The organism is Planctomycetaceae bacterium (assembly GCA_041398825.1).
GTDB lineage: Bacteria > Planctomycetota > Planctomycetia > Planctomycetales > Planctomycetaceae > F1-80-MAGs062.
The window spans coordinates 43,471-50,011 of record JAWKTX010000024.1 but is presented as its reverse complement, the minus strand read 5'-3'; the positions used below and the strand labels follow the sequence as shown (position 1 = coordinate 50,011).

The window sequence follows — 6,541 nt, the reverse complement described above, 5'->3', positions numbered from 1 at the left end:
TTCGATTTTGTCAGGGCAAAATCACCGGCATTCGGTCGAATGGGGGCGACCCGAGTTCGTTTCTCTCCAGGTTCCCCGTCGCGTACCGTGTTCCGGCGGAACCCACATGATCCACCCACACCGGCAATGTTAGGCGGCCCTGTTCATGGACCTGGAAGAGTTGAAAATCGGTCTGTTGTGGCAGTCTGTCTCGGGATTTTTCCAACGGCGAGACCGTATCAATCATGTGAGTACTCTCTCCCAAAGCCAAACCTCCGAAGCGATCAATCTCACCTCGCGTCGTCGGACAAAGAACTCGTTGAACTCGCGTCTCCAGCGTGTTCTCTTGATCGAATTCACCGGATGAATCCAGCCAGATAACCAAATGCACGTCGGTCAGCAATTGCTGATAGTCCGGACGCGTATTGCCTGCAGATCCAAGCGGCGTTTTCTTGACCCGCCAGACCGTACGCAGCACGACACTGACCTCAGGGCTTCCAAAGATCCCAGATGTGACTCGACATCCCAGATGCCGATGCCGATCCGTTTCGCCGACAAGCGAAAGCAGAAACCCATAGCACGTCGAGGGAGGCGGGATGACCTCGGTTTCCAGATATTCTCTGGCCATGCCGCGTCGAAAACAGGCGATTGGTACTGTGACGTAGACTCCAAACACAAACACCTCCGGAGACAAACTGTGAGCAGAATGGACAGCGAAAGTGGTCAGGCGGATGCAGAAATCGCCGAGGTGATGCGCTCACTTGCGCCATTAATCGCAGCCCTGACGCCGTGGACTTTGAGCCCTGCGTCGCTCATGGATTTGGCCAATGGACTTTCGGTATCAGCAACACCGATCATCAGTTCATCGGCGGCAACATCGCCGGATTTAATCCGAGCGATCAGGCTTTCGGCCGTCACTGTGCGGCCGCCATCTGCGGTATCAAAGCAATACAACAAACGAGGTGCCGGGTCCTCGGTGATTCGCAATACGATGGCTTCCGGTGAAAAGTCGAACAGAAACCGACCATGATTTCCCGCCACCGTCCGGAGGCTGCCCAATGCGGAAATGGCTTTAGCGGCTCGTGACGGATCGCGTAATCGAGCGGGCGTCATGGCAAATCCGAATTGGTAACGTGTGGCATGAACTTCGGTGCCATATGGTACCGGATTCTTGCTTTTGTTATCGTTGCCTTTTGATGCAGAAGGGGTAGCTCCTGGCGATGCGGCGTTAAATGTGACGTCGCCTGACCAGGCAGTCAAAGAAACCGCGCGTGTGATTTCCAGGACGGCTCGGCGCACTTTGGCAGAGCCTTTCTTCTCACCCGCCTCCTCCTTGGCCGCATCCGCTCGCATGTATCCCAGAAGGTCGTCGTCGATATAGGTCTTACCTTTTTCTGACGCCCAGCCTTTGAACTCGTGATCTTCCCATTCATTCACGCGAGCATCTTCATTCCATGATCGGTTTGTTCCCGCTTCTTCCGCTTCGGACAGCAATCGCCGCAATGCGAAGCGAATAGCTTCCGCACTGACCGTTGAATGCGGCGCACCGTGCCAGATCAGTTTCTGTAACGTGGTGATATTGCCTTCGTTTTCAGCTCGGTTATTGGCCGCTGTTCCAAAAGGCGTGACGATGTTTCCGAAGACGTGCAATGTCATCTGAGTTTCCTTAATCAACAAGTTGGGTTTGAATGATTGACCACATGCCGCCTGAAGGCGGGACTACAAACGGTCGAAGCGAATGAACTATTCTTCTGCCTCTGAATCTGCGTCAGTCACAATCGCTTCTTCGATTTCCTTCGCACCTTTGCCTGAGTAACTTGCCAGGCCCAACAGGGCCAGGTCTCGAGTCTGCTGCCAGCGATTGTCGGAGAGCATGGGCAGGATGTTGGGCCAGTTTTCCTGAAGAATGCTGTTCACACCTGCTCGACTAAAAAGGTCACACAGTGAACGACGAAACTGTTCCGAGGTCTTAGCTCCGGCGAATGCCAGTCGCCAGCGGTCGTATTCGCCCTTCCAGCGATTCTTCATCGCCGTGGAATTTCCTTTGTTCTCCTTGGAAATCAGTCCATATCGGCGACCGATGGATTCGTGAACAGCGTTCACGATTGTTGATTCACCGGTGTCGCTCCACGGCACGTTTTCGACCATTGCTTTCAAGCCTTTCTTTTCAAAGAACAATTTGTCCCGTAGCGGACGTTTGCTGACAGGATCGATCTTTGTCATCAACTCCACAAAGTTGTGATACCACGGACGGCCACGAGCCAGGTTCGTGGCGACCAGCGGACGCACAATGCTGTCGACCCAAAACGATTCGGAACGTTTCGTGACGACTCGTTGCTTTCCCCGCCCACTGGATTCCTCGATTTCTCGCGTGGCAATGCGAGGACTCAGTTCCTTCATCGCAACACTGAACTGGCTCAGCACTTCGTCACTGCCAGGGTCCACGGTGATGGTGTCAACTCGCGATTTCTGTTGCGAAGCCCATGGCGTTGGCTGAAATGTCACGACATGGCAAGCGGGCAGATCTCGCTTGTTGATCTCTTCAGTCGCCCGAAGACGTAACTGAGTCTGCAGGGCTGCATCACTGGCGATCGTGATCTGACATTCGCGAGTTGTCCGCGGTGTCATTGCGGCTCGGATGGACGGGAACATGATCAGGTCAGTGACATCCGGAATCAGCAGAACCCCGGATCCTCGATTCAGCGTCAGCGGAAGGCATCCGACGACCGCGAAGTACAACGGAAGAATCTGAGCGGGTAGATCGAAGAGTTTCGTGGGCGTCGAAAATGCGTTGTGTCGTACCACGGCACCCGGACTTAGCGGCCCCGCAATCTCAACAGGCTTCAGCTCAATGCGCCCTTTCGAGTCGGTGATATCTTTCCAGCCTTGCTGATGTTTATATTCCGTACAGGCTTTGAACTGATACTGAAGAGCCTTGCCGGAATCTTCTTCCGGATTGAATGTGAGAACGGTTTCATTCTTGGCCAACTTTCGAGTTTGCCCATGCTGCAAGAAAGTGAGCGTGATTCCCTGCTGCAAATAGGCTCTGACCGGATGGCTCGGAACCAGCTTGCCGTATTGCCCAGGCAGATGAATGAGCTTTCCTTCAGCATCCGACGATAGCCCGAATGAGTACTCAAACAATGCTTTCAGCCAGCTTGCGGCCTTTTCCGCCTCTCCAAAATCCAGTGTGATAGCGTTTTCTGAGATGATCCACGGTGGTTCGCCATTGGCCCATTTTCCACCCGGTCTGCGGTCTTCCGGCAGCTTCTTCTTTTGAACATCTCGTTCGATCGCGCGTAGTGAACATGCAAGCCCGCCCAAGCCCGCTCGATGCATCATCGTCATTCCTGGGTCGAACAGGTTCATCGTCAGTGTTTGGGGATATTCCGTTCTTACTTTTGCCATTTGGCACCTCGCTGACTGTCATATATCAAAGTGTCTTCCGGCGCGATCAAAACGCCCTTGATTCGTGGCCAGCCTGTCCATCCCTTGCTGTACGGCTGCGGCATGGGAATGGACACGCGAGCCAATCTGGACGAATCAGCTAGACAAGCGTCCGCGTCGGCTCCGGCGCGCACCACTGTGACACCTGGTGATGCTGTTCTGACCGAATCAATCTGTGTGGTTGGACCTCCGTCAATCCAGTTGCTGTCGATCCCTTCAATTTCGCGGTCCGAATTCAGGTTTTCCCATGCATCCGCCAGTGACTGCTGACTGATATTCTGATCGCCCAACTGGCTAAGCCAGGACTCTGTCACTTGAGGCCAGTCACCATAGACTTCAAAGCTGTAGGGCATTTCTTTGATTGCACCCGATTCTTTGCGAGGGTAATCCACAGCAAATGGCATCGTCACCGGCGGAGGGTCTGCGGGCTTGGCATGGCGATTCAGCCGTCCCAAACGCTGAATCAGCGACGGAACCGGAGCGAGTTCAGTGACCAGAAGTGTGGCCGAGATATCAAGGCTCATCTCGGCAACCTGAGTACAGATAGCCAGGCTTCCGTTCTGACTGCTGCCTGGCGAGAACGCTGCCACCACGTCTTTATGTCGCTGCACACGGTCTTCGTAGCGGAATCGACTGTGGTAAATCAGCAGATTCCAGTCTGAGAATCGATCGGCCACTTCCATCGCCCGATCGACAACATTACAGATCCACAGCACTCGACCACCGCAATCCAGTTCTTCACGAACACGAGCATCAATATCGTCTGGCTGTTCGCGGTGATAACGCGGTAGCTGTTCCAGTTCTGGCGGCCCGACAATGATGCTGGCGGGTTCTTCGTCGTCCAGGGCCTGCTGGATGGCCGCGAGTCGTGGGGTGGGCAGGCTCGCCGTCATTAACAGTACCTTTGTTCCTCGCAGATCGCTGAGAAACCTAAGCAAGCAGCCAAACAGCTTGTCGTCGTAAGCATGGATCTCGTCAAAGACGAATGCGGATTGTGCCAGCGCAGGCCACGAATACAGCCCGCGTCGATGATTTTGAATGATGCCCAACACGGTATCGACGGTGCAACAAATAATAGGTGTTGACCAGGACTTCAGCGAATAGATCCGCAGTTGCTCTTCCGCGATCGCCTCGGCCTGTCCGTCTTCAATGACATCCAGAATCACTTCAAAATCCACCTGAGCGCGACTGTGGAAGAGGTCCGCCCCCAGCTTTGAAGTTTGTGAATCGTGATCAAACAGATAACCGCGAAAGCCTTCCGTCGCCGTTCCGGTCGTTGGGTATGAAAAAAACACTCGCTGGCCAGGACATTGCCGAGCTGCCCAGAGCCACGCGGCGACAGTCTTTCCACATCCGCAGCCTGCGGTCACCAGCGTGACTCGACTTGTCGAACTGGCCACATTCGATTGAAACGGCCGCTCCGGAAAACCATTCAGACGTTCTTTCACCAGTTCCTCAATCTGCGCAGCCTTCGGAACGGCTGCCAACGTAGAACGAATCCACTGGTGTTGTTCTTGCGGACTGCTTTGACGCTCAGTCAGTGCGGACCCCGCGACATCCGCCGCCACCATGCACGCTTTGGCAGCAGCAACAAGTCGTTTATCAACTGTTGAAAGGTTTTCGAAGCGTGTGTTCGCACGCATGTGCCAGCGAGCAAGCGAAACGTTCGGATCGTTCGCCGACGTTGCGTCGAATTTCAAAGTCCATTCTGGCAGGATCGGCTTCTGAGTCGAAGCACTCAACTGCTGTAACCAGTCAGCGATCTCATCAAAAGCCTGTTCGTGAAAGTACGTGGCCATTTCAGAGCCGGCACCTTCGATGCTGGCAGGCGGCGTCGGTCGCTTTGCACCGGGATGATGCCCGCAGATACAGCATTCCAGCGTCAGGAGATCCGCATCTGATTTGAACACTTCTCGAATCCACGGCTGAACTTCCAATTGCTGAAGCCACAGCAGCGAAACCCATTCGTGACGCAGGGCCTGTCGAAAGCTGTAGCGACTTCGTTCTTCCGACTGAGCCAACATTCCCTGAAAGTGTGAGTTTGCTTTGCCGACATCATGCAGCGCCGCAGCCATGGCAAGGAGCTTGCGAAAGCGATCTAGGTGACGCGCCGGAATATCGAACGCAGCGAGCATCGAATCACCGCATGTGTCCAGTATGCTCACCGCGCTGGCATGCACCGCACGAAGATGCCCGAATAACGTTGCCTCTTCAGGCACCGTGCTGCCGTGGAACGATTTCGCAAGAAGCTGCATTACGCCTTCACCTCTGATCTTGCCAATACAAACACCCCGCAACCCATATGCCGTCGTCCGCCGATTCCTTGTTCCTGCAGGGCGATGCTTCCTTCTGCGGTCAGGCCTTCCAGAATGACTTCGAAGCCGACGACTTCTTTGTCGCGGATTTTGATGGTGCGGCGTTTGCCGATGGTCAGGATGACTCGTTCGCTAATCTCCAATGCGTCCAGTTGGCGTCGGACGGCTTGAGCGAATGATTCCGCCTCCATGAAGCCCTTGATCGTGACCAGGCGACTGCGAAGAGCGGTCGCGGGTTCCAGGCCCTGCACTTTGGGGACACCCAGCCGGACCTGGCGGTCGCCGATGGTCACGGTCTTACCCGCCAATCCAATCAGATCGCCAATGCGGTCCTGCGGAGTTCGAATGCGAACGGAGCTCCATGGCATCAGTTGCAGCATGCGGTCGCCGATTTGCCGACCAGTGATGGGATGCACGGCAATGCCGTTTTCTGAATGTACCGTTGCCAGTGCTTTCGACAATCCGGCATACAGGTGATAGCCGTGATCTGCAGAAATGGCGGACGTCGAAAACACCGGAAATTCAAGGTCGAGTTGCATGGTTGCATACCTGACTTAGTTTGAGAGATGTAAACCCGACAGTTGGTGACGCAATTTTTCCTTCAACGACGCCAAGCGTCGGTACCCGACTGAATTGCTGGTTCCATAGCGTTGAAACACCTGCAGCGGACTTTCAAATTCGGGATGCTCCCGCATCAGCACGAGAATCAGAGCCTGATCCAATTCATCAGCACAGTTCTCCATCGCGACGTCGCGAATTCGCTTCAAATCTTGGCCATCAATGCGTTCTTGAATGCTGTG

The 6,541-nt window shown here is 54.5% G+C and carries 5 protein-coding genes; all 5 read right to left on the bottom strand.

All coding sequences use genetic code 11. The features are described from left to right. Nucleotides 1-10 precede the first annotated feature (10 nt). Nucleotides 11-655, bottom strand: coding sequence for a type I-MYXAN CRISPR-associated protein Cas5/Cmx5/DevS (gene cas5, locus R3C20_25625; GenBank protein MEZ6043886.1), 645 nt, complete (start codon nt 653-655; stop codon nt 11-13). Nucleotides 656-702: 47 nt separating this feature from the next. Next, entirely contained in the window at nt 703-1,635 is a 933-nt protein-coding gene (gene cas7i / locus R3C20_25620) for a type I-B CRISPR-associated protein Cas7/Cst2/DevR (protein ID MEZ6043885.1), read from the bottom strand. An 87-nt stretch (nt 1,636-1,722) separates the two neighbouring features. Next, the gene (gene cas8a1, locus R3C20_25615; protein MEZ6043884.1) at nt 1,723-3,387 is read right to left on the bottom strand and encodes a type I-MYXAN CRISPR-associated Cas8a1/Cmx1; all 1,665 of its coding nucleotides are present in this window, start codon (nt 3,385-3,387) and stop codon (nt 1,723-1,725) included. Then, nucleotides 3,375-5,681, bottom strand: coding sequence for a CRISPR-associated helicase Cas3' (gene cas3 / locus R3C20_25610; protein MEZ6043883.1), 2,307 nt, complete (start codon nt 5,679-5,681; stop codon nt 3,375-3,377). Before cas3 ends, cas8a1 begins: the two co-directional genes overlap by 13 nt. Continuing rightward, entirely contained in the window at nt 5,681-6,280 is a 600-nt protein-coding gene (gene cas6, locus R3C20_25605) for a type I-MYXAN CRISPR-associated protein Cas6/Cmx6 (GenBank protein ID MEZ6043882.1), read from the bottom strand. Before cas6 ends, cas3 begins: the two co-directional genes overlap by 1 nt. Nucleotides 6,281-6,541: the final 261 nt, after the last annotated feature.

What these genes read in the sequence shown, in the direction of transcription:
- cas7i (MEZ6043885.1), bottom strand. Translation starts at nt 1,635, where the DNA reads ATGACATTGCACGTCTTCGGAAACATCGTCACGCCTTTTGGAACAGCG.
- cas8a1 (MEZ6043884.1), bottom strand. Translation starts at nt 3,387, where the DNA reads ATGGCAAAAGTAAGAACGGAATATCCCCAAACACTGACGATGAACCTG.
- cas3 (MEZ6043883.1), bottom strand. Translation starts at nt 5,681, where the DNA reads ATGCAGCTTCTTGCGAAATCGTTCCACGGCAGCACGGTGCCTGAAGAG.
- cas6 (MEZ6043882.1), bottom strand. Translation starts at nt 6,280, where the DNA reads ATGCAACTCGACCTTGAATTTCCGGTGTTTTCGACGTCCGCCATTTCT.